This is a genomic window from Pseudomonas sp. GV047 (assembly GCF_003058245.1).
Lineage (GTDB): Bacteria > Pseudomonadota > Gammaproteobacteria > Pseudomonadales > Pseudomonadaceae > Aquipseudomonas > Aquipseudomonas marginalis.
The window spans coordinates 25,105-50,974 of sequence record NZ_QCWA01000005.1; the positions used below are offsets into that span (position 1 = coordinate 25,105).

General features: G+C 61.4%; 23 protein-coding genes and 3 pseudogenes. 7 read left to right on the plus strand and 19 right to left on the minus strand.

The features are described 5' to 3' along the window. Positions 1–50 precede the first annotated feature (50 nt). The 3 genes from C8K58_RS13775 to C8K58_RS13785 all read right to left on the minus strand — a co-directional run bounded on the left by C8K58_RS13775 (position 51) and on the right by C8K58_RS13785 (position 3,784). Positions 51–1,454 (minus strand): heavy metal sensor histidine kinase, encoded by a 1,404-nt coding sequence (locus tag C8K58_RS13775; protein WP_098480416.1) that lies wholly within the window; start codon positions 1,452–1,454, stop codon positions 51–53. After that, a complete protein-coding gene (locus C8K58_RS13780) occupies positions 1,451–2,125 on the minus strand; it encodes a heavy metal response regulator transcription factor (protein WP_027606942.1) in 675 nt (224 codons plus the stop codon). Before C8K58_RS13780 ends, C8K58_RS13775 begins: the two co-directional genes overlap by 4 nt. Positions 2,126–2,464: 339 nt before the next feature. Next, the gene (locus tag C8K58_RS13785; RefSeq protein ID WP_027606941.1) at positions 2,465–3,784 is read right to left on the minus strand and encodes an OprD family porin; all 1,320 of its coding nucleotides are present in this window, start codon (positions 3,782–3,784) and stop codon (positions 2,465–2,467) included. A 225-nt stretch (positions 3,785–4,009) separates the two neighbouring features. Here C8K58_RS13785 and C8K58_RS13790 point away from each other — a divergent pair, with 225 nt between their 5' ends. From C8K58_RS13790 to C8K58_RS13800, 4 genes and pseudogenes are all read left to right on the plus strand, one after another. Then, positions 4,010–4,342, plus strand: coding sequence for a DUF2790 domain-containing protein (locus C8K58_RS13790; RefSeq protein ID WP_092359791.1), 333 nt, complete (start codon positions 4,010–4,012; stop codon positions 4,340–4,342). Positions 4,343–4,536: 194 nt separating this feature from the next. Then, a pseudogene (locus tag C8K58_RS33095) lies at positions 4,537–5,223 on the plus strand (PAS domain-containing protein); the annotation flags it as partial. Between the two features lie 111 nt (positions 5,224–5,334). Beyond that, positions 5,335–5,763: pseudogene (locus tag C8K58_RS33100) on the plus strand (methyl-accepting chemotaxis protein); the annotation flags it as partial. A 58-nt stretch (positions 5,764–5,821) separates the two neighbouring features. Next, positions 5,822–6,397: a flavin reductase family protein gene (locus tag C8K58_RS13800; protein ID WP_092359793.1), complete on the plus strand. Its 576-nt coding sequence runs from the start codon at positions 5,822–5,824 to the stop codon at positions 6,395–6,397. A 6-nt stretch (positions 6,398–6,403) separates the two neighbouring features. Here C8K58_RS13800 and C8K58_RS13805 read toward each other — a convergent pair whose 3' ends face one another. Then, positions 6,404–7,213, minus strand: coding sequence for an AraC family transcriptional regulator (locus tag C8K58_RS13805; RefSeq protein ID WP_027606937.1), 810 nt, complete (start codon positions 7,211–7,213; stop codon positions 6,404–6,406). Between the two features lie 137 nt (positions 7,214–7,350). Here C8K58_RS13805 and C8K58_RS13810 point away from each other — a divergent pair, with 137 nt between their 5' ends. Further along, a complete protein-coding gene (locus C8K58_RS13810; RefSeq protein WP_108573840.1) occupies positions 7,351–7,989 on the plus strand; it encodes a LysE family transporter in 639 nt (212 codons plus the stop codon). Positions 7,990–8,033: 44 nt separating this feature from the next. Then, positions 8,034–9,128 (plus strand): D-alanine--D-alanine ligase, encoded by a 1,095-nt coding sequence (gene ddlA, locus C8K58_RS13815; protein WP_108573841.1) that lies wholly within the window; start codon positions 8,034–8,036, stop codon positions 9,126–9,128. Between the two features lie 26 nt (positions 9,129–9,154). On the opposite strand, the pseudogene C8K58_RS13820 reads toward ddlA, so the two are convergent. The 10 genes and pseudogenes from C8K58_RS13820 to C8K58_RS13865 all read right to left on the minus strand — a co-directional run bounded on the left by C8K58_RS13820 (position 9,155) and on the right by C8K58_RS13865 (position 20,686). Beyond that, positions 9,155–9,469: pseudogene (locus C8K58_RS13820) on the minus strand (helix-turn-helix domain-containing protein). Positions 9,470–9,590: 121 nt separating this feature from the next. Beyond that, positions 9,591–10,313 carry a peptidoglycan editing factor PgeF gene (gene pgeF, locus C8K58_RS13825; RefSeq protein ID WP_108573842.1) on the minus strand — a complete coding sequence of 241 codons (723 nt, stop codon included), beginning with the start codon at positions 10,311–10,313 and terminating at the stop codon, positions 9,591–9,593. 23 nt (positions 10,314–10,336) lie between these two features. Then, positions 10,337–12,166 carry a gamma-glutamyltransferase gene (gene ggt / locus C8K58_RS13830; protein WP_108573843.1) on the minus strand — a complete coding sequence of 610 codons (1,830 nt, stop codon included), beginning with the start codon at positions 12,164–12,166 and terminating at the stop codon, positions 10,337–10,339. 36 nt (positions 12,167–12,202) lie between these two features. Further along, on the minus strand, positions 12,203–12,982 hold the full coding sequence (locus C8K58_RS13835) for a PhzF family phenazine biosynthesis protein (RefSeq protein ID WP_108573844.1): 780 nt from the start codon (positions 12,980–12,982) through the stop codon (positions 12,203–12,205). 100 nt (positions 12,983–13,082) lie between these two features. Further along, positions 13,083–15,524, minus strand: coding sequence for a TonB-dependent siderophore receptor (locus C8K58_RS13840; protein ID WP_092359795.1), 2,442 nt, complete (start codon positions 15,522–15,524; stop codon positions 13,083–13,085). Positions 15,525–15,628: 104 nt separating this feature from the next. Beyond that, positions 15,629–16,585 carry a FecR family protein gene (locus tag C8K58_RS13845; protein WP_092359797.1) on the minus strand — a complete coding sequence of 319 codons (957 nt, stop codon included), beginning with the start codon at positions 16,583–16,585 and terminating at the stop codon, positions 15,629–15,631. Next, a complete protein-coding gene (locus tag C8K58_RS13850) occupies positions 16,578–17,105 on the minus strand; it encodes an RNA polymerase sigma factor (RefSeq protein ID WP_092359799.1) in 528 nt (175 codons plus the stop codon). The genes C8K58_RS13845 and C8K58_RS13850 overlap by 8 nt, the downstream gene beginning before the upstream one ends. A 132-nt stretch (positions 17,106–17,237) precedes the next feature. Next, positions 17,238–18,071, minus strand: a complete 834-nt coding sequence (locus C8K58_RS13855; protein ID WP_027606930.1) for an EamA family transporter — start codon at positions 18,069–18,071, stop codon at positions 17,238–17,240. Positions 18,072–18,297: 226 nt separating this feature from the next. Continuing rightward, the gene (locus C8K58_RS13860) at positions 18,298–19,248 is read right to left on the minus strand and encodes a transporter (RefSeq protein WP_223841665.1); all 951 of its coding nucleotides are present in this window, start codon (positions 19,246–19,248) and stop codon (positions 18,298–18,300) included. A 190-nt stretch (positions 19,249–19,438) separates the two neighbouring features. Next, positions 19,439–20,686, minus strand: coding sequence for an acyl-CoA dehydrogenase family protein (locus tag C8K58_RS13865; protein WP_098480409.1), 1,248 nt, complete (start codon positions 20,684–20,686; stop codon positions 19,439–19,441). 507 nt (positions 20,687–21,193) lie between these two features. Between C8K58_RS13865 and C8K58_RS13870 the strand changes: the two genes are divergently transcribed. Beyond that, a complete protein-coding gene (locus C8K58_RS13870) occupies positions 21,194–22,201 on the plus strand; it encodes a helix-turn-helix domain-containing protein (RefSeq protein WP_108573845.1) in 1,008 nt (335 codons plus the stop codon). A 293-nt stretch (positions 22,202–22,494) separates the two neighbouring features. Here C8K58_RS13870 and C8K58_RS13875 read toward each other — a convergent pair whose 3' ends face one another. The 5 genes from C8K58_RS13875 to C8K58_RS13895 form a co-directional block, all read right to left on the minus strand. After that, positions 22,495–23,172: an energy-coupling factor ABC transporter permease gene (locus tag C8K58_RS13875; protein WP_098480407.1), complete on the minus strand. Its 678-nt coding sequence runs from the start codon at positions 23,170–23,172 to the stop codon at positions 22,495–22,497. 68 nt (positions 23,173–23,240) lie between these two features. Then, a complete protein-coding gene (locus C8K58_RS13880) occupies positions 23,241–23,681 on the minus strand; it encodes a nitrile hydratase accessory protein (RefSeq protein WP_098480406.1) in 441 nt (146 codons plus the stop codon). Next, complete coding sequence (nthB, locus tag C8K58_RS13885; protein ID WP_027606925.1) at positions 23,678–24,331, minus strand: nitrile hydratase subunit beta; 654 nt, start codon at positions 24,329–24,331, stop codon at positions 23,678–23,680. The genes C8K58_RS13880 and nthB overlap by 4 nt, the downstream gene beginning before the upstream one ends. Before the next feature lie 20 nt (positions 24,332–24,351). Beyond that, positions 24,352–24,984 (minus strand): nitrile hydratase subunit alpha, encoded by a 633-nt coding sequence (gene nthA / locus C8K58_RS13890; protein ID WP_027606924.1) that lies wholly within the window; start codon positions 24,982–24,984, stop codon positions 24,352–24,354. Positions 24,985–25,075: 91 nt separating this feature from the next. Continuing rightward, positions 25,076–25,564 carry a group 1 truncated hemoglobin gene (locus C8K58_RS13895; protein ID WP_027606923.1) on the minus strand — a complete coding sequence of 163 codons (489 nt, stop codon included), beginning with the start codon at positions 25,562–25,564 and terminating at the stop codon, positions 25,076–25,078. Positions 25,565–25,870: the final 306 nt, after the last annotated feature.

The window sequence follows — 25,870 nt, forward strand, 5'->3', positions numbered from 1 at the left end:
ATACATGTGTCAGCTGACACACTGCTATCGGGGGCAAGCCCCCTCCCACCCTAGACCTGCGTTGTTTTCAGGCGCAGAGGAAACACCAGGCTGAACCGTGTAAACCGGCCTGGCTGGCTGCTGACGTCGGTGTGCCCCTGATGCAGCTGCATGATCGACTGCACAATGGCCAGCCCCAGCCCCGTGCCACCTTCGGCGCGGGTACGGCTGCTGTCGGCGCGGTAGAAGCGTTCGAACAGATGCGGCAGGTGGTGCGCTTCGATGCCACGCCCGGGGTTGCCCACCGACAACGCCACGCTCTGGTCGTAGGTCTCCACCAGCAGCAGCACGCTGGAGCCTTCGGGCGTATGGCGGATGGCATTGGACAGCAGGTTGGAAATCGCCCGCTGGATCATCAGGCGATCGCCCGTCACCCAGGCGTCGCCGCGCAGGTTGAGGGTCACGTGTTTGTCTTCGGCGCTGAGGGCGAACAGCGCCATCACCCGTTGTGCTTCTTCACCCAATGACACCGGGCCAAACCCGGCCCGCGCCGCCGGATGGCTGACCTGGGCCAGGAACAGCATGTCGGAGACGATGCGCGACAGGCGTTCCATTTCCTCGGTGCAGGATTCCAGCCCCGCCTTGTATTCCTCCGAGGGCCGTTCGCGGGACAGGGTCACCTGGGCCTTGCCCATCAGGTTGGTCAGCGGCGCACGCAGCTCGTGGGCGAGGTCGTCGGAGAACTGCGACAACTGCTGCACACCGGCGTCCAGGCGACGCAGCATTACGTTGATGCTTTGCGCCAACTCGCCCAGCTCCTGAGGCAGGTTGTCGATGGATAAACGGTGGGTCAGGTCCTGGGTCGTCACCTGGGCCGCGACATGGCTGAACTGCTTCAACGGCGCCAACCCACGCTGCACCAGCCACCAGGCGCCCATGCCGATCAGGACCAGCAGCATCGGCAGGGCGATGAGGGTGGCGCGCAGGTAGGCACTGAGCAGGGCCTGGTCATCCCTGCGGTCCAGCGACAGCAACACCCGTACGCGCTCGCCGCTGGCCAGGCGCATCAGGCTGGAGGCACTGAGTACCTGGTTGCCGTCCTGGTCTTGCCAGTTGAGGTAACCGAGGGTTTCCCGAGGGGAGAAGTCGGTCAGCAACGGTTCCTGGGGTTTGGCGCCGACACTGAGCAGCACCGCGTTATCGGGTGCGGTGCCGACGATGGTCAGGTAGAAATTGTCATGGCCCATCACCAGGTCCAGCAACGAGTGGGGGCGGGCTTTGATTGCGTGGGTGTCCAGGCCCAGCGCGAGGCTGTGCTGGAGCTGTTCCATCTTGCTTTCCAGGCCCTTGCGCGCGAGCTTTTCCAGCTCATGGGTCAAGGCCAGGTAGGCCAGGGTCGCCAACAGCACCACCAGCCCGGCGCCCATGAGGCTGACCGTCAGCCCCAGGCGCATCGACAGGCTGCTGGTCCTCATTGGCGCGCCTCCAGCACATAACCCACGCCGCGAATGGTGTGGATCAATTTGACCTCGCTCTGGTCATCGACCTTGCCGCGCAGGCGGCTGATGGAGACCTCGACCACGTTGGTGTCGCAGTCGAAGTTCATGTCCCACACCAGCGAGATGATCTGCGTGCGGGTCATTACCTCGCCGGCCTGGCGCATCAACACATGCAGCAGGGCGAATTCCTTGGTGGTCAGGTCGATGCGCCGGCTGCCGCGATAGGCGCGATGGCGACGCGGGTCCAGCTCCAGGTCCGCGACGCGCAGCACATCCGGCAGCGGGATATGTTCGCTGCGGCGCAGCAAGGTGCGCACACGGGCCAGCAGTTCGGGGAACTCGAAGGGTTTGACCAGGTAATCGTCGGCGCCCATGTCCAGGCCCTTGATCTTGTCGGCCAGGCGGCCGCGCGCGGTCAGCATCATCACGCGCTGGTTGCCGTCCCGGCGCAGTTGTTCCAGTACCTCCCAGCCGTCGGTGTTGGGCAGGTTCACGTCGAGGATCACCAGTTCGTAGGTGTGCTGCCGGGCCAGGTGCAGGCCGTCGATGCCGCTGGCGGCGCAATCGACGACGTAGCCACTTTCGGTCAGGCCTTGCTGCAAGTAATCGGCGGTTTTCTGCTCGTCCTCAACCACAAGGATACGCATGGGGATTTACCTTCAAGGAAAACGAAAGGAGATGGCCTCATAGAGGCTTGAATGGGCTGTAGGAAAACTCTGAAGCCTAAAGTAGCTTTAGGGTCAAGCCGCGTCAGGCCGGTGCGACGATTCGTCACTGACCGGGCACGCAAAAAAAACGCCCCGGCTGGGGCGTATAAAATTCATCTCTGTTCCAAAGGAGCTACACAAAAGCCGCAGAGATGAGAGGTGTTCGATGCGCAGTATAAAAAGTGCAACTTAACGAGAAGGTGAGGCCGATATTACAGTTCTGACAGACTTCAACCTGTGAACAGATGTAGGGCATCGGCAAGTGAATGTAAGCGCGTCTTAAAGCACCGCCAGTGGGTATTCGATAATGACGCGGACTTCTTCAAGGTCGGACTCGAATGAACTTGAGCGCACGGTGGCCTGGCGCAGTCGCAGCGATAAGTCCTTCAAGTTGCCGCTTTGCACCACGTACTTGGCTTCGATATCCCGCTCCCAGCGGCGTTGGTCGGTGAGCGGATCGCCGGCGGCATCGCGGCGCATATACACCGCGTTGGCGTTGCTGTAGTCGGCGCCGGTGCCCTTGCCGTAGCGGGTCATGAACGACAGGCCGGGAATGCCGAATGGCTGCATGTCCAGGTCGTAGCGCAGCATCCACGAGCGCTCCTTGGGCGAGTTGAAGTCGCTGTACTGGATCGAGTTGTTGAGGAAGATCGAGTCCGACTGGCGCAGGTAATCGAAGTCGTCATCGCCGTTGTTGCGCTGGTGCGAAACGGCCAGGCTGTGGGCGCCCACCTTCACGCCGAGCCGGGCGCTCCAGATGCTGTTATCGAATTCACCCAGCAGCTTTTTGCCTTCGTCCACGGCCTTGTAGTAGTTGATGTCGCCGAACAGCGAAACGTCTTCGTTCAGCGGGTAACTGGCGGCGCTGCCCACGTAGTACTGGTCCCAGGCGTCCTTCAGGCGGCTGCTGTACAGGCTCAGGCTCAGGTGTTTGTTGAGTTGGTAATCACCACCGGCATAGCCGATCCAGGGCGAGTCCACGGGGCCTGCGTAAAACGTCGCAAAGCCCTTGTTCATGCCGCTTTCGTTGGGTTGGCTCATGCCGCTCAGACGCCCGCCCTGCAAGGTCAGGCCTTCCAGGCTGGTGTTCTGCAGGGTCACGCCACGGAAGCTTTCCGGCAACACCCGCGAATCGCCGTAGGCCACCACGGGGGTCAGCGGGAACACGTCGCCGGCCTTGATCACCGTGTCCAATACCCGCAGTTTCGCCGCGCCGCCGACCTTGCTGTAGTTGTCTTCAGGATGGTTGTTGCTGTCCACCGGCAGCACGCCGAACGAGCCCTTGCCGCCGCTGCGGCCGGTGCCCGAGTCGAGCTTCACGCCGACCATGGCGAAGGCGTCCAGGCCAAACCCCACGGTGCCCTGGGTAAAACCGGATTCGAATTGACCGATCAGTCCCTGGGCCCAGGCTTCGGAATAGCCATTACCGGTGGGGCTGGATTGGCCCTTGCGGTCATCGCGGTTGAAGTAAAAATTGCGCGCCAGCACGTTCACGCTGCTGCCTTCGATAAACCCTTCAGGTTTGTCTTCTGCGGCCACGGCTGCCAGGGGCAATGTGGCGATCAGTGAAAGGGGAAGGGTGTAATAACGGATCCGCATGTTTCGCTCCTCGGTGTTGGCAGTTATCAGCTTCTTATGGAGGCGGGCGTTCTTATTGATCTGGCCCGGGCTGATAGTTGCAAACCGTGGATAACGATTGGGTGGCGTGAACATTACAATTCTGGAAGCTCGTCGCCACCTAACAAATAAGTAATGTTCTGGTGAACATCGCGTCAGGGTTCGTTCGTTAGTCTCGGCACTGAACTTTCAGTCGAGGAACAGGTGATGAACTTTTCTACCGCAGGCGTGGGTGTACTAACGGCCGTCCTGTCATTCGGCGCATTGGCCGAAGGCGGGGGGGACCGGACCTTTGCCCTGATGATGGAACGCAATGAAAAAGCCATGGCCGCCTACGCCGAGAGAAACGGTAAGCCGGCGCCCCAGGTCCAGGTGTATCGCTATGGCATGGACCTGGACATTGCCAAGGTGGTCAACGTGACGCCGCCGATCCGCGCGTGCAATACCGTGCCTTCGCGCATGACCTATGAAGACTCCAGCGGCAAGCTCACCACGTTGGAGTACCAAGTCATGGGCGTGTGCCGAAATAACGGCAGTTAATGGCGTCAAAAAAAGAGTGGGGTGTAGCGCCTGAGTTCGCTTCAGAAACAGCCCATAGGGCCGATGCAGATCTGATACTTCTCTCCCATCGACCTCGGTGCCCTATGTTTAACACCCGCTTGAAGCAGGAGCTGTCCGCTCTTCGCGAAGAACTGTCCAGCTTGCAACAGGTCAGGGAGAGCCTGGAAAGCGAAATGCTCTGCCTGACGCTGGACGCAGAAGGTCGGGTTGAATGGGCCAATGCCAACTTTCTGCAGGAACTGGTCTACCAGAGTTCCACGCTGCTGGGGCGCCCCATCGAAGACCTGGTGCCCGCCCATGTGCGCCAGGACGAATTCCAGCAGCGCTTCAAGAACGCCCTGCTGCGCGGTGAGCATTTCGCCGGCGCCGTACGCCTGATGCGCGGTAACGGGCAGGAAGCCTGGTTGCGCTCGATTGTGCAGCCGGTGCGCAGTTCCGATGGGCGCATCAAGCATTTTTCGATTTACTCCAGCGACCTCACCCGCACCATCGAAGCGTCGCGCGAGCATGAAAACCTGATCACCGCGCTGGTGCGTTCCACCGCCGTGATCGAGTTTGACCTGGATGGGCACGTGCTGACCGCGAACGACCGTTTCCTCAGCGGCATGGGCTACAGCCTGGCGCAGATCCAGGGCAAGCATCACCGTATCTTCTGTGAGCCGCAGGAGTACAACAGCGCCGAGTACCAGCATTTCTGGAAACGCCTGAACGCCGGAGAATTCGTCGCAGCGCGCTTCAAGCGTGTGGACAGCCATGGCCGCGTGGTGTGGCTGGAAGCCACCTACAATCCGGTGCTGGACGCCAATGATCGTTTGTACAAAGTGGTCAAGTTCGCCACGGTGATTACCGATCAGGTCAATCGGGAGCAAGCCGTCGCCGAGGCCGCGAACATTGCCTACAGCACCTCGTTGCATACCGACGACAGCGCCCAGCGCGGTACCACCGTGGTGACGCAGGCGGTGGAGGTGATGCGCGACCTGGCCACGCACATGCAGGCGGCGGGTGAAGGCATCGAGGCACTGAACGCGCAATCCCAAGTGATCGGCACCATCGTCAAGACCATCAGCGGCATTGCCGAACAGACCAATTTGCTGGCGCTCAACGCGGCCATCGAAGCGGCACGTGCCGGCGAGCAAGGCCGGGGCTTTGCGGTGGTGGCCGATGAGGTGCGCCAGTTGGCATCACGGACCAGCAAAGCCACCGAGGAAATTGTTGGTGTGGTGCGTCAGAACCAGGATATGGCCCGCGACGCGGTGGCCCTGATGACCGACGGCCGCCTGCAAGCCGAGCAAGGCCTGGCCCTGGCGGCGGAAGCGGGCACGGTGATCGTGGAGATCCAGGACGGCGCACAGAAGGTGGTCAGCGCCGTAGGACAATTCGCTAACCAACTGTCGAGCTGATCCATAGGGCTGATGCTTGAGGTATCGTAGGTTTTTTCGTTTGAAGAGCCGATCCTCCATGAGCCCTACCCACTGCCGCCCCGTTCCGTTGCCCAAGGCCTATCGTTTGCTCAACCACGGGCCAACCGTGCTGGTGAGTGCGGCCCACAACGGCCAGCGCAATATCATGGCGGCCGCCTGGGCCATGCCGCTGGATTTCGAACCGCCGAAAGTCGCCGTGGTGCTGGACAAGGCCACCTGGACTCGCCAATTGCTGGAAGGTGCCGGCAGCTTCGTGCTGCAGGTGCCCTGTGTGGCCCAGGTCGACCTCGTGCAGACGGTCGGCAATACCACCGGCACCGAGCGTGACAAGTTCGCCGCTTATGGCCTGCAAACCTTCAACGGTGAACACACTGAGGCGCCGTTGCTGGAAGGCTGTGTAGCCTGGCTGGAATGCCGCTTGCTCCCCGAGCCCCACAACCAGCAGGCCTATGACCTGTTCCTCGGCGAAGTGGTCGCAGCCTATGCCGACGAACGTGTGTTCAGCGAAGGCCGCTGGCACTTTGAAGGGCATGATCAGTTACGCACCTTGCACCATGTAGCGGGTGGTCATTTCCTGAGCATCGGCGAGCCCATCGATGGGCATTCGCTATAAGCGTACTCAACGCCCGAGCATCTTCACCCATCGCGACGGCGGCATACCGTAGGTGCTGCGAAATTGCCGGGTCATGTGGCTCTGGTCGGTGAAGCCGGCGGTCAGCGCCGCGTCCACCAGCGACTGCCCCTGTGCCAGCAGACTGCGCACCAGGTCCAGACGGCGCATCGTCAGGTAGCGATAGGGGCTGGTGCCGAACAGCACGCGAAAGTCCCGCGACAATGCCCAGCGGTCGCGGCCGGCGTGGTCGGCCATTTCGTCCAGGGTGATGCTGCGGCCCAGGGCGCTGTGGATAAACTCCCGGGCGCGCTCGGCGGCGACGTAATCGAACGCCTTGCGGCTGACGATGGCGCCCGCGGCGTTGCTCAGCGCGTGGGCCAGGTCGAACATCGCGTCCTGTTCCTGCAATGGGTCGATGGGGTTATCCAGGTTTTGCAGCAGCACATCGCTGGCGCGGAACAGCCTGGGGTCAGTGGACAAGCCGCCGGGGATAAACGGCAACGGCTTGCCGCCAAGTATCTGCTGGATCAGCGACGGCTCCACGTAAATCATCCGGTACTTGAAACCTTCCTCACTGCCGGCGTGGCCGTCGTGGGTCTCATCGGGATGAAGCACCATGGTCGTGCCGGGCAGGCTGTGGATCATGTCGCCGCGGTAGTGAAAACTCTGTACGCCAGACAAGGTACGCCCGATGGCATAGGTGTCATGGCGATGGGGGTCGAAGGCGAAACCGGCGAAGTACGCCTCGATACGGTCCAGGCCGCTGGCGTGGGGGGCACGGTGCAGCCAGTCGAAGTTGCGGGTCGGTTTGCCCATGGTGGCTTGTCACAAAAAGAGGTGGAAACACGTTAACCCAGTCTGCATCCCTTGTCTGCCGGGGTCTTGTACGATTGTGCAGGCGGCGGGCGAGGTCTATGCTCCCTGCTCGTGCCCTGCGCTGATGGAGCCGCCCCATGGAATTTATCAACCCCACCTATGTGGCGCCTCTGGTCTCGCTGGCCCTGCTGTGGACGGTGGCGGTGGTGACGCCGGGTCCCAACTTCTTCAACACCGCACAGTTGGCCGCCAGTTGTTCGCGCCGTCATGGCGTGGTGGCGTCGGCGGGCGTGGCCACCGGCACGATCATGTGGGGGCTGGCGGGTGGGCTGGGCATCAAGTCGCTGTTTACCGCCGCCCCCATGTTGTACCTGGCGTTCAAGATCATCGGCGGCTGCTACCTGATTTACCTGGGGCTGAAACTGTTCAAGCGCTCGGCACCGACGATGGGCCAGAGCCTGTTGCCGGACGAAGCGCGCCGCTCGTTGTTTTCCGCCTGGCGCCTGGGGTTGCTGGGCAACCTGTCCAACCCCAAGGCCGCGTTGTTCGTCGCCACCATCTTCGCCTCCACCATGCCGCCGTCGCCATCCCCCGCGCTGCTGGCCCTGGCGGTGATCACCATGGCCAGCTTGTCGTTCAGCTGGTATGCCTGCGTGGCGCTGGTGTTTTCCAGCGAGCGCATGGCCAACCTCTACAGCCGTTCGCGCAAGTGGCTCGACCGTTTTGCCGGCGGGTGCTACGTGTTGTTCGGCGCCCATCTGGTAGCGAATCGCTGACCGTCCGTGGTAAGAAGCCTTACTTTCAACAGTGAGGCCGGGTCATGAGCAAGGTGCGGGTAGGGATTATTTTTGGTGGCCGTTCGGCCGAGCACGAAGTCTCGTTGCAGTCGGCGCGCAATATTGTCGATGCACTCGACCGCACCCGCTTCGAGCCGGTTTTGATCGGCATCGACAAGGCCGGCCACTGGCACCTCAACGACACCTCGAACTTCCTGATCAACCAGGAAAACCCGGCGCTCATCGCCCTCAACCAATCCAACCGCGAACTGGCGGTGGTGCCCGGCAAGGCCAGCCAGCAGGTGGTGGAAACCTCCGGCAACGGCCTGCTGGCACACATCGACGTGATCTTCCCCATCGTCCACGGCACCCTCGGCGAAGACGGCTGCCTGCAAGGCCTGCTGCGCCTGGCTGACCTGCCTTTCGTTGGCTCCGACGTGCTCGGCTCGGCGGTGTGCATGGACAAGGACATCAGCAAACGCCTGCTGCGCGATGCCGGCATTGCTGTGACGCCGTTCATCACCCTGACCCGCAGCAACGCCGGGCGTACTTCCTTTGAAACAGCGGTGAATAAACTCGGCCTGCCGATGTTCGTCAAACCGGCCAACCAGGGTTCTTCGGTGGGCGTGAGCAAGGTTGGCAACGAGGCTGAGTACCACGCCGCCGTTGAACTGGCCCTGGGTTTTGATCAAAAGGTGCTGGTGGAGTCGGCGGTCCAGGGCCGCGAAATCGAATGCGCCGTGCTGGGCAACGAAAACCCTGTGGCCAGCGGCTGCGGCGAGATCGTGGTGAACAGCGGTTTCTACTCCTACGACAGTAAATACATCGACGGCCAGGCGGCCCAGGTGGTGGTGCCGGCGGACATCAGCCATGCAGCCAGTGAGCGGATTCGCCGCTTGGCCCTTGAGGCATTTGAGGTGTTGGGCTGCGCGGGGTTGGCGCGGGTCGATGTGTTCCTGACCGACGACGGCGAAGTGCTGATCAACGAAATCAACTCACTGCCCGGCTTCACCCGCATCAGCATGTACCCCAAGCTGTGGCAGGCGGCGGGGATGAGCTACAGCGAGCTGGTGAGCCGGTTGATCGAGCTGGCGTTGGAGCGGCATGCGGGGCGGAAGGGGTTGAAGATCAGCCGTTGATCCTCAGGGAGTGGCCAGTAACGCCATCAGGCGTTACTGAGGACTTCCCGAAAAACGTCTGGTCTTATGGCCGCAATATGCAGCAGTGAGCGTGCTGCGCCGGAGGGGGAACGACGCCCCTGTTCCCACTCCTGAAGGGTCCTTACCGAAACCCCCAAAAGCTCGGCAAATTTGGGTTGCGACAGTCCTGTCTTGCTTCTTGCTTCGGCAGCTTGAGTGATTTCGACCTGGTGCATGGCGCCGTAGCGTCCTGCTTTAACATCCTAAACAGCGCTCAGTAATTCTTCGCCGATATTGCGTTTGGCGTCACGTTCCTGCAGTTGTTTATCAGTGAGAGGCATGGTTCATCTCCTTCGCAATTTTGTACAGGATGTGCGCTGGAATATTCTCCGTAGCGCCCTTGCCGTAAATCTCTGAAGACATGTAGAGGATTTGAGAAAGAGTGTTGTAGGCCTTCTCCTATCAGTCTGTCCGAGCAATCCACGAATAAATCAATGTCTTCGCTTCCTCCGGCTGATGCGTCCTTCTGCGGTAGCTGGCAAACGTCGGCGACGTGCAGTAGGTACACACCTCGCTCACGTCGATCTGCTCACGCTTGACACCCGCCGCTTGCAGCAGCAACAACCCATACCCGCTCAAGTCAAACCACGCACTGCCTGCTTGCCTTGCATGGGGCGGACTGATTTGCGGGGACCGCAGCGGTGCCGGTTGCACGTAGCTCCACGGCGCCTGGGCGTGTTGCCACAGGTGCCCTTGGTCACTCTGGAACTCGGCGATAAAGCCTTCGCTCACTTCATAACAGCACGGCTTGATCGAGGGGCCGATAGCTACTTGCAGCTGGTCGGCTGCAATCCCTTCGGCGGCAAAGCGCTGCATGACGTTGGCAATAATCCCGCGTTGCAGCCCCTTCCAGCCGCCATGGACTGCGGCCACCCGTTCGCCGGTTTTCGACGCGAACAGAATGGGCAGGCAATCGGCGGTGATCACCGCGATCGGGTGAGCGTGGTGCGTCAACACACCATCGGCCTCGATCGTATTGGCCACCTGGCCGGCCTGCCATTCAATCACCGAGGCGCTGTGCACTTGCTTGCAGATGAACACTTCATCCGGGCGCCGTGGGTCATCGATCGAACAGAAACCGTGGTCGATGCCAGGGATGGCAGCGAGATTTTCAGCCTGATGCAAGGGCTTACCTCCGTTCAATAAAGTCAGTCGCCGAGCGCCTCGCCTTCGCGCCGAGGGTCGGCGCCGCCGCTGAGCGACACCTTACCCTGGGCGTCCCGCTTGAGCACGATGGCCTGGATGCCGCTGGTCATGTCGATCTCGCTCAGCTCATGGCCCTTGTCCTTCAATACCTGCTTCAGGCCTGGGCTGAACAACCCGGCCTCCAGCTCGGTTGCCCCATTGCGGCTGCCGAAGTTGGGCAGGCCGATGGCGGCTTGCGGGTCGAGGTTCCAGTCGAGCAGCGCCACCAGGGATTTGCTCACGTACTCGATGATTTGCGAGCCGCCCGGCGAACCGAGCGTAGCCAGCAATTCACCGCTCTTGCGGTCGAACACCAGGGTCGGCGCCATCGCCGAGCGCGGGCGTTTGCCGGGTTGCACGCGGTTGGCGACCGGCTGGCCGTTTTCTTCGGGGATGAATGAGAAGTCGGTCATCTGGTTATTGAGCAAAAAGCCCTGGACCATTACATGGGAGCCAAACGCTGCTTCCACCGTGGTGGTCATCGACACGGCGCCGCCCAGGTCATCTACGGCGACGACTTGTGACGTGGAGATGCGCAGCGGCGAACGGTCCGGTGCATACGCGACTTGAATACCGGCCGGTCGGCCTGGCTTGGCGATGCCCATGCTGCGCTCGCCGATCAGCGTGGCACGCTGTGCCAGGTAGTTCGGGGCCACGAGGCCGGCCACCGGCACCGGTGTGAAGTCCGCATCGGCCACGTACAGCGCGCGGTCGGCAAAGGCCAGGCGACCGGCTTCGGCGATCAGGTGCACGGCCTCGGGCGTGGGCTCAAGCCCGGCAGGCGAAGCGCTTTTTATCGGTGTCATCGGCGCGATGGCCAGGCGCGGGTCGCGGGCTTCCAGGGCCTGCAATGTGCCGAGCATCTGCGCGACCGCAATCCCGCCTGAGGACGGCGGCGGCATTCCGCAGACTTTCCAGCGTTTGTAATCGGTGCACAACGGCGCGCGTTCCTTGGCGACGTAGCCCTTGAGGTCGGCTTGAGTCAGGCTGCCGGCATTACGGTTGCCCTGCACCTTGCGCGCAATCTCATCGGCAATCGGCCCGTGGTACAAGGCGTCCGGTCCTTCCTTGGCGATGCGCTTGAACACAGCGGCCAGCGCCGGGTTTTTCAGCCGTGTACCGGCGGCTTTTGGCGTGCCGTCGGCATTCAGAAAGTAGGCCGCCATCTCCGGCGATTGCGGGATAAAGCGGTCTGCGGCGATCAGGCTGTGCAAGCGCGGTGAAATCGCGAAGCCCTGCTCTGACAAGCGAATCGCCGGCTCGAACAGCTTGGCCCATTGCAGGCGGCCGGTCTTCCTATGGGCCATTTCCAGGGCCCGCAGCACCCCGGGCGTGCCCACCGAACGCCCGCCGATCTGTGCGTCGGTGAAGGCCATCGGCGTGCCGTCGGCGTTCAGGAACAACCGCTCGGTCGCCCCGGCCGGAGCCGTTTCCCGGCCGTCATAGGCGTGCACGTTTTTCCCGTCCCACAGCATGATGAACGCACCGCCGCCAATGCCGGAGGATTGTGGTTCCACCAGGGTCAACACCGCCTGCATCGCAATGGCGGCGTCAATGGCCGAGCCGCCCTGGCGCAACATCTCGCGGCCGGCCTCGGCCGCCAGCGGGTTGGCGGCGGCGGCCATATGGCGCTCGGCATGGCGGGTGCTGAGGTCGGTGCGATAGCCCGAGCCCAACTCCGGTGCCGGTGGCTGGTCGTTGACCGGGGTGTGGCAGGCAGCCAGGGTCAGGGCTGCGGCCATGAGTGACAGTTGGCGGCGGGAAATCGAAAACACGTGCTGAACTCCGTTCATTGTGCGAATGATCTGTTGTCCGTGGGGCGCTGCGGTTTACAGGTAAATCGTGCCTTGCATGTACAACACTGCCTTGCCGGAAATAATCACGCGGTCGCCCTGCAGCTCGCAGTGCAACTGGCCCTTGCGCTGGCCCCCTTGCTCGGCCGTCAAGTGCGACTTGCCCAGGCGCTCGGCCCAGAACGGTGCCAGCGAGGTGTGTGCCGAACCGGTGACCGGGTCTTCATCGATCCCCACATTCGGCCCGAACCAGCGCGAAATGAAATCAAACCGGGTGCTCTTGGCGGTGACTGCAATCCCGCGCTTGGGCAGGCCCTTGAGCCGCGAAAAGTCAGGCGTCAGCGCGGCGACCTGGGCTTCGTCGTCCACCAGCACGATGTAGTCATCGGTGCTGAACACGTCGGCACTCTCGATCCCCAGGGCACTCAACATTCCAGCGGGCGGTTCGCAACGCTGTGGTTGCCGGGCGGGGAAATCCATCGCCAGCTCATCACCCTTGCGCGTCACCCGTAGCTCGCCGCTGCGGGTGGCAAAGCGCAGCATCTGGGGTGCATCCGCCAGCGCGTGAATCAACACCCACGCTGTCGCCAGCGTGGCATGGCCGCACAGGTCGACTTCGACTTGCGGGGTAAACCAGCGCAACTCATAGAACCCATCGCGGGGCACGAAGTAGGCGGTTTCGGAGAGGTTGTTTTCGGCGGCGATATGCTGCAGTTGCTCATCGGGCAGCCACTCGGTGAGCGGGCACACCGCGGCAGGGTTGCCGCCGAAGGCATGTTGGCTGAAGGCGTCGACTTGGTAGATGTCCAGTTTCACCGTGAAGCACTCCGTGCGTGGGGGAGGCTGGACACTAACAGTGGTAAGTGAGTGCGTCAAAAGCGGCCTACCCTCGGGATAGGCCGTGTGGCTCAGGCAATCAGAAGTCCCAGCGCGTGGTCAGCATGAAGTGACGTGGTGCGCCGTAGATGGCGGAGTTGTAGAAGCCTACGTTGGTGTAATACGGCTTATCGAACACGTTATTGAGGTTCAGCGTGGTCGACAGGTTTTTCGTGAATTGGTAGCGCGTCATCAGGTCCACCACCCAGTAGGACTCCTGGGAAAATTTCTCGGTGGTGTCTTTGGGGCTGTTGTAGATGTCCTGCCACACCGTATTCTGCCAGCGCAGGCCACCGCCGACGCTGACTTTGTCCAGCTCGCCCTTGAGCTTGTAGATCGTGAACATGCTCACTTGATCCTCGGGCTCGAAGGTCGAGATTTTTTTGCCGGCGTCGTCGCGTACCACCTTGTGGGTGTAGCCACCCTGCAACTGCCAGCCTGGAGCGATTTCGCCGGACAGTTCCAGTTCGTAGCCCTTGGTCGTCGCGTCGGTGCCCTTGAAGGCAAAGTTGGGCGGTGTCGGGGTCTGGTTGTTGTACGCATCGTCGGGCAGCGAGCGGTTGCTTTCCTTCACCTCGAAGTACGCCAGGCTGGCGTTCAGGCGACCGTCGAGGAACTCACCCTTGAGGCCCACTTCATAGTTCTCGCCTTCGTCCGGGTCAATCAACTTGCGGTTACGGTCGAGGTTGTAGCTTTCCTGGGGCATGAAGACATCGGTGTAGCTGACATAGGCCGACAGGTTGTCCGTGAGGTCATAGATGGCCCCGGCATAGGGAATGAAACGTCCGGTTTCACGGTAGGTATCGGTGCTGCCGGTCAGGGTGTAGTCGACCACGCGCCCGCCGAGCAACAGTTTCAGGTCGTTGCTGAGGTTCCAGCGGGTGGTGAGGTACATGCCGGTCTGGCGAATGGTGTCGTCGGTGACTTGGGAGGCCACGCCCCAGTCGGGCTTGGCCAGGTTGCCATGCCAGTTGACGTAGTCGACCAGGTTGGCGGTGGGGAAGGTTTCGTCCCAATAGCCCTTGCCCTTCCAGTGGGCGGTGCTGATGGATCCACCGATCACCAGATCATGTTCACGCCCGAGGAAATTGAACGGGCCGCTGATATACAGGTCGGCCGAGTCGCTGGTGGTTTCGCCCTTGTAGCGCTGGGCGTTGATATTGGCGGTGCCGTCCGCCGCCGGCTGGTAGAACTGGATCGCACCCATCTGGGCGTCGTAGCCGTTGAGCTTGTGGTCCAGTTGCAGTTTGGTCACCCAGCCGTCGCCGAGGTCGTGTTCCAGGTTCGCGAACACCGTGCGGGTGTATTGCTGCCAACTGCTCCAATCAGTGGCATTGCTGAAGGAGCGCTTGGCATTGTTCAACTCGCCGGCATGGTTGAACAGCGGGAAGCTGCCGGACCAGGTGGAGCCTTTGGGTTTGCTGTCCTGATAATCGGCGCCCACGGTGAGCAAGGTGTCGGGTGACAGGTCGAATTCGAGAATGCCGTAGAACACCGAGCTTTTGTTCGAGTAGCGGTCGATCCACGACTTGTTGTCCTGATAGGCCGCCACGGCACGCCCACGCACATTGCCGGTTTCGGTCAGCGGGCCGCTGACGTCCACTTCCGTGCGGTAGTGATCCCAGGTGCCCGCCGCCGTGGTGATGTGGCCGAGAAATTCCGCCGTAGGTTTCTTGCGCACCAGGTTGATGGTGCCGCCCAGGGAACCGGCGCCGCTGAGCAGGCCGGAGGCGCCCTTGAGCACTTCGACCCGGTCATAGATCGCCATGTCGCTCAGGGTGTTGCCCGCCGAATAGGCCACGTTGCGCACGGCCGAAGGGATACCGTCGTACTGGAAATTGTTGATCGAAAAACCGCGTGAGTAGTAATTGCTACGGTCGGTGTCGTAGGCCGACACGGTAATGCCAGGTGTATGGCGCATCACGTCGTCGACACTGTCGAGGGCGAAGTCATCCATGTGCTGGCGGGTGACGACACTGATGGACTGCGGCGTTTCACGCGGGGTCAGCACCAGGCGCGTGGCCGTGGCGATGGTGCCCGGGGTGTAGGAGCCGGTGCCTTCGGTGACGGTGCCCAGTTGGTTGCTGATCACGGTGGTGGTGCCCAGTTGCAGGGCCGCGCCGGGTTGTGCGGTGCGGGTCAGTATGACCGCGTTGGGACCATTGAGCTCGAAGCTCAGGGGCGTGCCTTTGAGTAACTGGGCCAGCGCCTCCAGGGCGGTCATGCGGCCGCTGACGCCAGGCGACTCGACGCCTTGGGCCAAGTCCGCCGCATAGGCAATTTGCAGCCCGCTCTGCACACTCAATTGATCCAGGGCATTGACCAGCGACTGACGCGCTATGGCAAAGCTGCGGGTATCTGCTGCTTCACGAATGGCCGGCTTGCCCGCCGGTTCCACGGCAACCGCAGTGCTGCACGCCAGGCAGACGGCAAGCGCAAGGATGCTACGGGCGTGGGTCGGATTGAGTGCTGGAAAGTACATGTGAGCCCCGTTAGAAATAGGAATGATTTGCAAAGGCAAAGTTCTTGACGGGTTGAAGCTTCGAAAGCCGTAAAACTTTTTGCGACGGTGTCAGGGGCTCTGTATCAGCGAATAATCAGGATGCCACCCGGCAGGCGCTGGATGTGGGTGGAAGTGACTTTACTCAACGCCTGCACGATCGCCTGGGGGTCATCCAATTGGTAATTGCCGCTGACCCGCTCACCGGCAGCGGTATCGTTCAATAGCAGGATCGGTGAGGGGTAATAGCGACGGATCTCTGACAACACCTGTGCCAGCGGCGCGTTCTGGAACGACAGCCGTCCGTTGATCCAGGCCATCTGCTGTTCGCCACCTTCCAGGGACAGCGGTTGCAGGTGCCCACCCAGCAACTGTTGCCAGTTGCCCGCCTGCAACAGGCTCTGTTCGCCCTTGCGGTTGGCGAAGCGCACGCGGCCTTGTCGCACGGCGACGGTGACGCCCGCGTCGCGCTGGCTGACGCTGAATTGCGTGCCGACTACGGTCACGCTGGCCTCGGCGGTTTCGATGCTGAGAGGGCGCTCTGAGTCATGTGCGGCTTCGACGTAGAGCTCGCCGCGCAGCAGCTTGATGCGGCGATGGGCGCCGTCGAAGGCGATGCTGATTGCGCTGTGGCTGCCCAGCACGATGTGCGAGCCGTCCTCCAGGTCAAAGCGTTCCAACTGCGCAACGTCGGTCATGTGGTCAGCCTGCAGGCGCATCGGCACATCGGTCATCCAACCGATGCCCAGCGTGATCAATACGGCAGCGGCGGTAGCCATGAAGCGTGTCTTGCGGTGCGTGGCAGCTTGCGGGGCAGGGGGCAATTCCAGGTCGCCGGCGAGGTTTTTCAAGGCTTGCTCGAAGGCGCGGCTTTCCCACATCGCGGCCAATTCCGCATACGCCGTGGCGTGCCGGGGATCCGCATCGCGCCACTGCTCAAAGCGCTGGCGGGTGATGGGGTTGCGCACCGTCTCATCGCGCTGGGCGAACCAGTCGGTCGCCTGCTTACGTATGGCATCGGGGGTGTCGGTGCGATCAATCATGGTCGGTCGTTTGCTTGACGCAGGCAATGAGGGCTTGGCGCAGATCTTTTTCCACCGTGCTCAACGACACCTGCAGGCGTTGGGCGATCTCGCTTTGGGACAGGTCATGCAATCGATGCAATACCAGGATTTGTTGCTGGCGTTTGGGCAAGGTAGCGAGCACCTGTTGAAACTGCAGCAGTTGTTGTTGGCCCTGGGCCTGGCTCTCCGGACCGGGTGCCGTGGTGGGCACCTCGACAACCAGGCTTTCGGCCAGATGGCACTCATAGCGCCTTTTACTGCGCACACTGCGCAGATGATCAAAAGCCAGGTACTGCGCAGTTTGATAAAGAAACGGCTTCAAGTGTTCGATAGGGCGAGCGTACAGCGCTTTCGCCACCTTCAGGTAGGTTTCCTGGGCCAGGTCCTCCGCCTGGCTCGAACAGCCGACGACGCGCGACAGCATACGGATTAACGCACTGCGCTGCCCGATAAAAACGGCGCTGAGTTTTTCCTGATCTCCTGGCGTCCCTGTCTCCATGGCCCCGATACCCTGATGCGGCGTTGCGCGAATAGCAGGCATACTAATGAGAAGTGGTCTCATTTGATAGGGTGGCGGGTGATTTGTTTGGAGAGCAGTCCTGCCGGGCATGTCATGGGTTCGACCGGCGCGTCAGCCCAGTCGCAACACCATCGCCCCGCCGGCAATGATGCACGCAGCCATGATGCGGCGGCGGGTCAGTTGCTCTTTGAGCACCAGTGCCGAGATCACCACGCCAAACAGGATCGACGTCTCCCTGAGCGCCGAAACCGTGGCGATCGGTGCCGCCGTCATTGCCCAAAGTGCCAGGCCGTAGGACACGACGGTGCCGAAGCCACCGATAACACCTGGGCGCCAGTGGCGCGCCAGATAGCGGCAGAATTCGCGCCGCCTGACGGCAAATGCCCATACGGCAAGCGCGAGGCCGGTGAGCAGGAATATCCACAGCGTATAGGCCGCCGGGGCGCCGGATTTGCGCACACCCACACCGTCGATAAGGGTGTAGCTGGCGATGACTGCCGCGTTGACCAGCGCCAGGAGCATGCCTTTTCGCTGACCGATGCTGGGGGCGGCAGCCATGCTCAAAATGCCGATGCAGATGATGGCAATACCGAGCCAGGCAAATGAGGACAAGGATTCGGACAACAGCCCTACGCCCGCTGTCGCCACCAGCAACGGCGCGGTGCCGCGCATGATCGGGTAGGTCTGGCTCATGTCGGCAATGCGGTAAGTCGAGGCGACCAGCACGAAATACACCACCTGCAAAATCACCGACGCACCGATGAAGGGCCAGCTTTCCTTGGCCGGCAACTCCAGAAACGGAATGACCGTCGCTGCGATCAGCGATGCAATGGACGCGATCATGCAGGTGGTCAGCAGCTTGTTGTCACCGCCCTTGACCACGGCATTCCAAGTCGCGTGCAACGCAGCGCCCAGCATGATGATTGCGAACACATCAAGGCTCATGAAGGGGCATCCTATTGGCTCAGTTCTGTATCCAGGAGGGGGCTGCGAGTATGCCCCAGGCACTTTCTTCAAGGCATAAAAAACGGTCTACCTTTCGGTAAGCCGTTATCAGTACCGGGTTACGCGTCAATTGAGGGCAACTGCTGTTCGATTACACCTGGCCACCTCATGCCCGGCGTTGTTTCAACGCCAGGCGTTATCGAGTAGCCCTGAATGAGATTTTTGCTCAGAACACCTGCAACAGTCGAACGTTGATGCGGGCGCTTTCCTTGAAGCCATTTTCCACCTCAAGATCGCGCCCGAGCGCCACCAGCACCTGCGTCTTCGGGCGGATGAAGTAACTGCCACCCACGCTGATTTTTCGTTGCCGAGCTTCGTCGTCGCTGTCAACGCCATTGACTCGGGTCTCACCGCCCCAGGTCTGTGACAGGCCGACGAAAGCGTTGGCGCCGGGGGTGAACTGGTAACGCAAATATCCCTGCCCCTGGTAGAGCTGTTTCTGCTTGAGCGTGTCGCCGGCAGCGCCGTAGTTGTCGTTCTTGCCGTGGAACATGACGTCGCCGGTCAAGTCGACATACCAATTGTCGGTCAGCCCTTTGACGAAACCTACCTGTAAATCAAACTTCCAGCGGTTTTCACCCAGATTGAGCGGGCGGTCGTGGCTATAGCTACCCGTTGGAAGGTACAGATAGGGCGCTATGGCTAGATAGGTGCGAGACGCTGCGTCGTTGATCAACCAGACTGGTGCGGCCAGGATAACGTCACCTACCCCGCTGGTCTTGCCCAGTGCACTCGTGTCGCGCCCGGCATCCAGCCGGCCAAACGGTACCAGGATCTGGGGGCCTACCGTCAGCCCGCCAATCGTGGTGTAGTGCACCAGCCTCCCGATGCCGACATCCGAGACCAGCCGAGGATCCCGCGCCGTCTGCCGTCCCTGGGCATAGAGTTTGTTGCGCTCGGCATGCTGCAGGTACAGCAACCCCGCCGTCGTACCCTCCGGCGCCGGGACGAAATCACCGATGTCCACATCGATGGCGCGCGCGGTCATCGGCACCATCGTGACCATCGGTAGACAGGCCAAGGCCAATACCTTGTTCATGCTGCTCAGGGGCGAGTGGGTACCGGCCTTTGACACGTGGCCGGTCCTGCGGGCGACGCTGGAGAATGCTTGGGTCATTACGGAAGTCCTCTCTCGAGTAGTCATCTGTCATTGATCGGTCGGCGAAGTGCGGCGACACAGGACAACGCGGCAGTGCGCATGACAAAGATAGGGGGGACGCGCCCCAAGTCGCTTTGTTGGGGCGGTCATTCGTTGTGCTGGGAAGGACAGCTGCTCGGCGCTTACGCCTCGTGGCACGGCGGCCGCTTCAACTGCGTGCCTCTGCACCGGCCATGGCGTCGTAGGCCGGCGAGCGCAGCAGCGCATGGAGTTGCCGGCGACGGACCCCCATGTTGCCGCCGTCGTACAGGGGAAAACACAGCGCGTCCTGCATCAGGCCGGCCAACGGGTAGAGGTCGGTATAGGCATCGACACCGACAACGCGCATGGCATCGTAGACAGCCTGAACGCACAGTTCCGAACAGTGAACCTTGGTGATGATGGCCAGTTCGCGGCTGCGTCCCTGGGTGATATCGAGCTGGTGACAGGCTTTCCAGGTCAGGTAGCGCGCGGCCTCGATGCGCATCTTGATATCGGCCAGCATGAAGCCAACGTTCTGGTGCTCAATCACAGGCACCGTGCCGGAGCGCTTGTCGGTGCGGGCAAACTTCAAGGCGACGTCGAAGGCCGCGCGCATCACACCTACGCAGGCCGCGCCGATGAGCGCCGCAGTCCAGGAGAAGGCATCTTCCACCATGGCAATGCCATCGCCCGGCTTGCCCACAATATTGGCCGCCGGCACGCGCACATTGTTGAAGTGGATGCGCGGCGAGATCGTCGCGCGATGGCCGACGGTATCGAGAAAGCCCGCGATCTCGATGCCCTGGGCGCTGCCGGGCACCATGATGACCGCCAGCGATTGCTGCGGCGGCAGGGTCGCATCGGTGCGGCATATGACGCTGTACAGGTGCGCGCCCTTGCCGTCCCAACCGGTGCCGTTGGTGGTGTAGTGCTTTGCGCCGTTGATGACCCATTCGTCGCCTTCGAGGCGGGCGAATGTCTGCACGCCGGCGGAGGGGTCGGGGTTGTCGTAGTTAGCGCCTCCGGTGACCTCAGTGAAGGCCAGGGCGGCCAGGCGCGAGCCATCTTCGACGAAGTCCGGCAGGAAGCGGCGCTTCTGCTCCTCGGTGCCGTGGTGCAGCACCGCGTGCAAACCCAGGCCGGTGCCCAGCAAGGCCGAAGGCAAGTTGACGTCGGCGGCGGCGAGTTCTTCGGCTGCCAAGGCAAAATCCAGCGTGGTCAGGGCGCTGCCGCCGCACGAGACGGGCAGCAACGCCTTGATGAAGCCGGCGTCGACCATTGCATCGTAGAACGGCCGCGTGGCGTAGAACCGGTCTTCCGGTCGCGCGATTGGGGCGATAGTGGGGGCGACCTTGCTGAGGACTTCGGCGGCGAAGGTTCGCGCGCTTGCCTGTAAAGCCTTCTGTGATTCGGTGAGCTGGAAATCGATAGCCATGGGAAGCGACCTTTCTTGCGGTGGGTTAGGTAACGGACAACCCATCGTAGGCAGCCGGACTGCCTCGGTCTCGCCGGAGCGTGCAAGCCCAATTGACGATTTGCGCAAGGGCACAGGGCTTTCCCGACTGAGGTCGTGCCTTCTGCAGAAAGAGCCTGTGGCGGGTGAATGCCCCCTTGGTTCTGGCGCGGACTTTGCGTCTTCCTGCCGCAGGTCACATGGGTTCAGTCCTGCGCCTGTTTATCCGGCGAAAACTGCACCGGCATGACGCATTCGCATTCCCGCCGTGCACAGCGCAGGCACAAACGAAAATGCCGTGCCAGGGTGCCTGAACGCCCATCAACCGACGACTTGCCTTTGCGTGCAAGACCAGTTGACGATCTGTGCAACAGGAGGACCACATGACACGTCTGAGCGGCCCGCCATACCGTGACATTGGCTCAGAAATCAGTCGCTGGCTTGCGCTCGCGATGATTGTCTTTTGCGCCACTGAGGGGTGACCGCAGGATGCAAATCTGGACTACCGAAGCGTGCGTGCAGCGCGAAAGATTCAGCTACTGGCGTGAGGTCCTCTGCGAAGCCTTCGTTTCGCTCAATCCCATCCTCAAGCAAGAGCCAGCAGGATCGGACTTCACGGGCGAGGTGAGCTCCCGGCCCCTCTCCATGAGCGCGCAGACCCGCGTGTTTTCCCGTGCGCAGTTCGTCCAACGACGCTGGGATGAAATCCGCCGCAACCCGGTCGAGTTCTGCTTCGCGAACTTCCAGTTGGAAGGGGCATGCGTGGTACGTCAGGATGAGCAGGAGACACTGGTGTTGCCCGGTGACTTCTCCGTCGTGGACTCCACGCGTCCCTACTTTCTCGATTTCAGGGAAGATTGGCGCGTGCTGTCATTCCGTATACCCAGGGAGCAACTGGTGTCCAGGCTCGCGGCACCGCGCCAGGCGACAGCGCGCTGCGTCAGCGGACAAGCGGGACTTGGACTGGTCGCGGCTCGCTTCGCCCGCTCACTTGAACAGATGGACGCCAGCGTCGGCCTACAGGCGCAGCACGGGCTCAGCGCCGCGCTCAACGGTGTCATCGCCGTCGCGCTGGGCGCCACGCTGGAGGCGCAGGAACAGGACCGGGTGCCGATGCGGACAGCCTTCCGCCAGGCGGTCGAGACCTATATAGCCGATCATTTATCTGAACCCGGGCTCGGGCCGGACCTGCTTGCGGCGCGATTCAAGGTCTCGCGCCGGACACTCTATGGCCTGTTCGAGGAAGAGCCATTTTCCGTCAGTGGCCTGATCCGGGAGCTGCGCTTGCGGCACAGCGCGCGCGATCTCTGCAGTTCCGGCCATCCTGGCGTGCTCGCCGTAGCGCTGCGCTGGGGATTTAACGATGCCTCGCATTTCTCCCGGTTGTTCAAGCAGCGGTTCGGGATTTCCCCAAGGGGGCTTGCAGCCAGCGTAGAGGGTGAAGCCAAGCCAGGAACGAACAGTTGTGGATCGGTCCAGGATCTTCTGATCAGGTGAAGACAAGGTTCAGGAACTACAAAGGCGATCAAGGTGCGAGGTGCCGGGACGGGATGCGGCGCAGGGTGACCTGGGGTCATCTGTTGGTAGTCCCCGTTCATCACGGCGCGTTTCGCCATGAATATGGAGCCAGCGGTACTCCCCGGACTGACTTGCGGGGGCTATTTCTGAAAAGCATCAACTACCTCCAGTTTTGCTCACGAGGTGTTGAGGTCGTTCTCGCTCTTGATGCCCCGAGCATTGCGGTCTTCGAATGCCCGGGGACAGTCTGGCTTGGACTGGCGTCTGTCGACTCAGGCGGCCTGGTACAGACGGCGCTCGACCAGCCGGCTGTTACGCAGGCGATGCGTTGCCTTGGCACCGGCCAGCACGGCCAGGTCCAACAGCGGCTCGAGGATGACGACGGTCATGTAGGCACTGCCGAAGGTCAGGACTGACAGTGCGTTCTCTGCCGTGAAGCCCTTCCCGTAGAAGGCCCAGAAGGCAACCCAGGCGACGATGCCTGACTGGAAGGCCGTCGACAGGCCCAGTGCCTGGCGATAGCCCAGATCAACATAGGGCGTGTTTGGCGCGATGATACGCCGCGCCAGGGCAGCAACTGCCAACAACGGTACCAAAAGGGTGGTGACGTTCATGCCGTACTGCGGCAGGTCGAATGGGGCGAAGAACAGACCCTGGATTAACAGCCCCAAAGCGAGACCTACTGCGGCAGGTGCTGCACCGAACAACAGGAACAGCGTCGAACCGAGTATGAGATGCACCTCCGAGACGCCAACCGGATGATGCGGTAGCAGTTCAAAGAAGCCAAACACCAGCGCCGTGGCGGCGACGGCGCGAACCACCAGCGAGACGGCACCGCGTTCGCCAATGGCGTCCGCAACGAGTTTGACGGTGTAGGTGCCGACGCTTGCGGCGGTAACATAGCTCAGCCAGAGTTTTCCGGCTTCCACGAGGCCAGGTTCGATATGCATGACGATGACTCCTTGGCCGCCTCTGCGGCTTGCTAGGTAAAAAAGGACAACAAAAAACTGCTCCGCCCTCAGTGAGAGGCTCGGCTGATCGCCACGGGCTCGCGATGCGGCAGATGCTCACCGGTGTGCCCGTGGGCCGGTGGACAGCTTGCATTGAGCAAAACCACCGGTTGTCCATGGGGAGTATTCAGGTAGGCCTGCCTCCATTCCTCGCCCCGCTGGACGATGTCCTCCATCCCGGTCAGGCCGAGGGTGGTGACCATTCTTTCCATGGCCGTGATCCATTGCCGGTAATAGGCGTCATTGACGCTTTCTCCGGGTTGCGCCGGGGCAGCCTTGATCTCTTCGCTGAATACCTGCACCCAGTCCTTCCAGGGGAACACGCCGGCTTGGTGCAAGTGCACCAGCAGGGAAAAAGCCTGAGCCTGCCAAGGCTTGTCGAACACCGGGCCTTCATCGTCGAGAGGGAGGCCGACGGCCTTGTAGTCGTGGCGCATGCTCGTGTTCATACGGCCTCCAGGTAGTTGTCCCATAGGTCGATGCACACACTGTCTGGTCGCCGTACTCCCCACAATTCCTCGGCACTGAAGCGTACGGCATAGACCTGCTGCGGCTGTTCGCCCAAACCGTGGGCCATCGTGTCCGGGGTAGCGAACGCGCCATGTGCAATCACGATTGTGCCGACCTTACCGCGCGCGTAGCGTGGCAGCCGGGTGTGATTGGTTGGGTTGAGGCACTTCGTCCGCACCCGGTCACCGACTTGGAATTGGCCGGGGACATCTTCTTTTGCCCGCGACGAGGCGCCGCCGAGCACGACGGCGTCGACGATATCCGGAGTTAAAACCGTGACGGGCTGTGTCGGTGGGGTTGGTTTGGCCGTACCCTGCAGTTCGGCGGCGCTAATGACGCCCTTTTCTGTCAGCAGGGTCTCGAAGGCGTGCAGCCAGTGCTCGTAGTAGCTCGACTGCAGGTATTCGGCCGGCTTCATGCGTTCGATGGCGTGGCGGAATTCGTCGACATTGAAGTACCCGCCGACGAAGAGCGAGGCGAAGAGCGGAAAAACCCTGCGCTCCCAATCATGATGGAAGATGGGTTCGTGCTCTTCCGTGAGCACTGGGCCGAAACCATGCATGCCGCCCAGGTCGTGTATACCATTCATGGGTTTTCTCCTTTTCAGGTTCAGGCTACTTGATCCGGATTCTTAGGCAGTCCGGTACCGATCATGGCGTCGCGAGTCACGAGTTCGACCAGTTGTTCCTCGTTCCAGCCATCAGTACCCGCCGGACGTTCCGGCAATACCAGATAGCGCAGCTCAGCGCTGCTGTCCCAGACGCGAACTTCCTTGTCATCAGGAATCGTCAGACCGAACTCCGCCAGCACGCCGCGCGGGTCAATGACTATCCTCGAGCGATAAGGTGCGGACTTGTACCAGACCGGTGGCAGGCCCAGGGTCGGCCACGGGTAGCAGGAGCACAGTGTGCATACCGTCACGTTGTGCACGGTCTGGCTGTTCTCCACGACCACCATGTCTTCACCCTGAACACCAGAAAAGCCCAGCTCGGCGATGGCTGCAGTGCCATCTTCCAGCAGCCTGTGTTTGTACAGAGGGTCGAACCAGGCTTTCGCTATGACCTGGGCGCCGTTTCTCGGGCCGACCTTGTGTTGGTAGGTGTCCACCAAAGCATCCATGGCGACGGGATCGACCAGGCCCTTTTCCGTCAGCAGGGACTCGAGCGCTTTGACGCGTAGCGCTATGGCCTCCGGTGGCTCAGTGTGGTCGTGATCGTGATGATGTTCGTGCGTATGGCTCATGTCTTTGCCCCCTCTGAAGTTGGTGAAATCGCTCCCTGCATTACTCGACGAGTGCAGCAATACCCGTATCCGGCGCCAGCTTTTTCACAGGTTACTTTCCTCGTTTCGGCCAAATTACCCCAACGCTTTTCATTCCTTTGGCGGGGTCCATTTCGGGGTGTGCGAGTACTACGTCGCGGTAGGAGGGGCTACCAATCACGGCGGGTTTAAACTTGATCAGAAAGTCATTGACCTCTTTGCGCAGGTCCGGTGCCAGATCGTAGTCGTTGTAGCATTCCTCAAGACAATCGAGCACGGCTTGCCAGTGCACCTCGGTAAGACCCATTCCGCGATGCGCGGTGACCATGTCCCTGCCCCGGTATTTGGCGCTGCCACCCCAATGTTCAGAAAGGAAATCGACAAAGTTGATGTGTTCCTTCTGGAATGTTGATTCGGACATGTGGGCCCAGATATGGCCGATAGCGGGATGTCCCATGGTCTTCCTCAAAACTGCACCTGCGAACTGATAAATGACGTCGTAGCCCCCAAGACGCGCATAGAGGGAGGGCTGTTGTTCCACGGATGGTTGCTGGTCGGTCATGATGCGGTTTCTCCGTTTCGGCTGGGGACGATCTGATTCGCTCAATGTCGTGTTCCGCACGGTTGATAAAGGGCGCGAGAACGTGCGACGAATACAAAATTAGAGCTGCTGTCGAGCGCACGCTTTGCTGGCAAGGACAATCGTTTGGTCTAGACGGACAACGGCTTAGGAAAACCGTGCTTGCAGCCGACGCAGAATGCTGACATCGGAACTGGTCCTGCGGCCATGGGGGGAGATATGGTCCGTGACTGGGGTTCCTTTATTTCTGTCTTGACCGGACGGTTCGCTGTTCTAGATCGCCGTGGA

Excerpts from the sequence above, each read along its gene's own strand:
- C8K58_RS13775 (WP_098480416.1), bottom strand. The coding sequence starts at position 1,454 with ATGAGGACCAGCAGCCTGTCGATGCGCCTGGGGCTGACGGTCAGCCTC.
- C8K58_RS13780 (WP_027606942.1), bottom strand. The coding sequence starts at position 2,125 with ATGCGTATCCTTGTGGTTGAGGACGAGCAGAAAACCGCCGATTACTTG.
- C8K58_RS13785 (WP_027606941.1), bottom strand. The coding sequence starts at position 3,784 with ATGCGGATCCGTTATTACACCCTTCCCCTTTCACTGATCGCCACATTG.
- C8K58_RS13790 (WP_092359791.1), top strand. The coding sequence starts at position 4,010 with ATGAACTTTTCTACCGCAGGCGTGGGTGTACTAACGGCCGTCCTGTCA.
- C8K58_RS13800 (WP_092359793.1), top strand. The coding sequence starts at position 5,822 with ATGAGCCCTACCCACTGCCGCCCCGTTCCGTTGCCCAAGGCCTATCGT.
- C8K58_RS13805 (WP_027606937.1), bottom strand. The coding sequence starts at position 7,213 with ATGGGCAAACCGACCCGCAACTTCGACTGGCTGCACCGTGCCCCCCAC.
- C8K58_RS13810 (WP_108573840.1), top strand. The coding sequence starts at position 7,351 with ATGGAATTTATCAACCCCACCTATGTGGCGCCTCTGGTCTCGCTGGCC.
- ddlA (WP_108573841.1), top strand. The coding sequence starts at position 8,034 with ATGAGCAAGGTGCGGGTAGGGATTATTTTTGGTGGCCGTTCGGCCGAG.
- ggt (WP_108573843.1), bottom strand. The coding sequence starts at position 12,166 with ATGAACGGAGTTCAGCACGTGTTTTCGATTTCCCGCCGCCAACTGTCA.
- C8K58_RS13840 (WP_092359795.1), bottom strand. The coding sequence starts at position 15,524 with ATGTACTTTCCAGCACTCAATCCGACCCACGCCCGTAGCATCCTTGCG.
- C8K58_RS13845 (WP_092359797.1), bottom strand. The coding sequence starts at position 16,585 with ATGATTGATCGCACCGACACCCCCGATGCCATACGTAAGCAGGCGACC.
- C8K58_RS13850 (WP_092359799.1), bottom strand. The coding sequence starts at position 17,105 with ATGGAGACAGGGACGCCAGGAGATCAGGAAAAACTCAGCGCCGTTTTT.
- C8K58_RS13855 (WP_027606930.1), bottom strand. The coding sequence starts at position 18,071 with ATGAGCCTTGATGTGTTCGCAATCATCATGCTGGGCGCTGCGTTGCAC.
- C8K58_RS13860 (WP_223841665.1), bottom strand. The coding sequence starts at position 19,248 with ATGACCCAAGCATTCTCCAGCGTCGCCCGCAGGACCGGCCACGTGTCA.
- C8K58_RS13865 (WP_098480409.1), bottom strand. The coding sequence starts at position 20,686 with ATGGCTATCGATTTCCAGCTCACCGAATCACAGAAGGCTTTACAGGCA.
- C8K58_RS13870 (WP_108573845.1), top strand. The coding sequence starts at position 21,194 with ATGCAAATCTGGACTACCGAAGCGTGCGTGCAGCGCGAAAGATTCAGC.
- C8K58_RS13875 (WP_098480407.1), bottom strand. The coding sequence starts at position 23,172 with ATGCATATCGAACCTGGCCTCGTGGAAGCCGGAAAACTCTGGCTGAGC.
- C8K58_RS13880 (WP_098480406.1), bottom strand. The coding sequence starts at position 23,681 with ATGAACACGAGCATGCGCCACGACTACAAGGCCGTCGGCCTCCCTCTC.
- nthB (WP_027606925.1), bottom strand. The coding sequence starts at position 24,331 with ATGAATGGTATACACGACCTGGGCGGCATGCATGGTTTCGGCCCAGTG.
- nthA (WP_027606924.1), bottom strand. The coding sequence starts at position 24,984 with ATGAGCCATACGCACGAACATCATCACGATCACGACCACACTGAGCCA.
- C8K58_RS13895 (WP_027606923.1), bottom strand. The coding sequence starts at position 25,564 with ATGACCGACCAGCAACCATCCGTGGAACAACAGCCCTCCCTCTATGCG.